The sequence below is a fragment of the Streptomyces barkulensis genome (assembly GCF_002843305.1).
GTDB classification, from domain to species: Bacteria; Actinomycetota; Actinomycetes; order Streptomycetales; family Streptomycetaceae; genus Streptomyces; species Streptomyces barkulensis.
Genome location: NZ_PGSG01000062.1, coordinates 1 through 2187, shown reverse-complemented (window position 1 = coordinate 2187; position 2187 = coordinate 1). Strand labels below are relative to the sequence as shown.

1 protein-coding gene is annotated in these 2187 nt (G+C 75.7%); it reads left to right on the top strand.

Annotated elements, in window-relative coordinates; genetic code table 11:
- Positions 1-2187 (top strand): acyltransferase domain-containing protein (locus tag CUT83_RS13130; protein WP_143688542.1); only part of this gene is annotated, 2187 nt, incomplete at both ends.

The window sequence follows — 2187 nt, the reverse complement described above, 5'->3', positions numbered from 1 at the left end:
CGCCTTCCTGTTCTCGGGGCAGGGCAGTCAGCGTCCGGGGATGGGGCGTGAGCTGTATGCGGTGTATCCGGTGTTCGCGGCGGCGTTCGATGCGGTGTGCGGGGAGGTGGACCGGTATCTGGAGCGGCCGTTGCGGGAGGTGGTGTTCGCGGCGGAGGGCAGTGCGGAGGCCGGGTTGCTGGATGAGACGCGGTATGCGCAGCCGGCGTTGTTCGCGGTGGAGGTGGCGCTGTTCCGGTTGTTGGAGAGCTGGGGTGTGGTGCCGGGGTGTGTGGCCGGTCATTCGGTCGGTGAGGTGGTGGCGGCGTATGTGGCCGGGGTGTGGTCGCTGGCCGATGCGTGTGCGTTGGTGGCGGCGCGGGGTCGGGTGATGCAGCAGGCGCCTTCGGGTGGGGCGATGGTGGCGTTGGCGGTGTCGGAGGAGGAGGTGGTGGCTCAGCTGGGCCGGTGGGGTGGCCGGGTGTCGGTGGCGGCGGTCAACGGTCCGGATGCGGTGGTGGTGTCGGGGGATGCCGTGGCGGTGGGGGAGGTGGCCGCGTGGTGGGCGGCGCGGGGGCGTCGTACGCGGCGGTTGCGGGTCAGTCATGCGTTTCATTCGGCTCATATGGAGGGTGTGCTGGAGGAGTTCGGGGCGGTGGTGCGGGGGTTGTCGTTCGCGCCGGCCGGTATACCGGTGGTGTCGAACGTGACCGGGCGGGTGGCTTCCGATGAGGAGTTGGCCTCGCCGGAGTACTGGGTGCGGCATGTGCGGGAGACGGTCCGTTTCGCCGATGGTGTCCGGGCGCTCCGTGGTGAGGGCGTCACCGTCTATCTGGAGGTGGGACCCGACCCCGTCCTCACCCCCGCCGTCCAGCGGACGCTGGAGGAGGACGGCGACGGCCGGTCCGTCGTCATCGCCGCCCGGCCCGAACCGGCGGGGCTGGTCACCGCGCTCGCCCGGGCCCACACCGCCGGGGTGCGGCCGGACTGGCGCGCCCTCTTCCCCGCGGGCACGGTGCCCGGCGAACTGCCGACGTACGCGTTCGGCGGCCGCCGCTACTGGCTCTCGCCGACCCCGCCGACCGCCTCCGCCCCGGCCGGCGGGCCGCGGCACCCGCTGCTGGGGGGCGCCGTGGAACTCGCCGACGGCAGCACCGTCCACACGGGCCGCCTGTCCTCGCGTGCCCATCCCCGCCTGGCCGGCCGACCGGTCGGCGCCGGGGACCTGCTCCCCGGCGAGGTGCCCCTGGTCTACCGGCAGCACGTCCCGCTCCGCCTGCCCGAGGACGGCGGTTCGCTGGACGTCCAGCTCACCGTCGGGGAGCCGGACGAGCACGGCCACCGCGGCGTGACCGTGCACTCCCGGCCGGTCCCGGAGTCCGGCGCGCGGGGCCGGAAGTCCGCGTGGGTCCGCCACGCCGAGGGCGTGCTCGCCGCCGGGCCGGCTCCCGGGTCGGCTCCCGGGTCGGCTCCCGGGTCGGCGGAGTCCGGCCCCCGGCCGGCCCTCCACCGGCTCGACTGGATCCGCGTGCCGGTGCCCGCCGAGGCCGTTTCGGAACCCGCGGACGAGCCCGGAACCGTCTTCGTGCGCTGCGCCGACGAGGGCGGCGGGGACGACCCCGCGGCCCGTGCGCACGCCGCGGCCCGGCGGGCCCTGGACGCGGTGCAGGGCTTCCTCGCCGACGACCGGTCCCGCGGCGCGCGGATCGTGCTGGTCACCGAAGGGGCCGTCGCCGTGGGGGACGAGGGCGTGGACGATCCCGGCGCGGCGGCCGTCTGGGGACTGGCGCGTGCCGCGCAGTCCGAGCACCCCGGCCGGGTGGTCCTGCTCGACACGGACGGAACGGAGGAGTCCCGCGGCGCCGTCGAGGCGGCGCTCGCGACGGGCGAGCCGCAACTCGCCCTGCGCGCGGGGGCCTTGTACGTTCCGAGGCTGGTCGCCGTACCGGCCGAGCCCGACTCCGAGCCTGAGGCCGGGCCCGACACCGCCGGCCTCGGCTCTCTGGACCCGGACGGCACGGTGCTGGTGACCGGTGGGACGGGGACGCTGGGGGGTGTGGTGGCGCGGCATCTGGTGGTGGTGCACGGGGTGCGGCGTGTGTTGCTGGTCAGTCGTCGGGGCCGGGAGGCGGCGGGGGCTGCGGAGTTGGTGGCGGAGTTGGGCCGGTTGGGGGCGGAGGTGGAGGTGGCCGCCTGTGATGTCGCCGA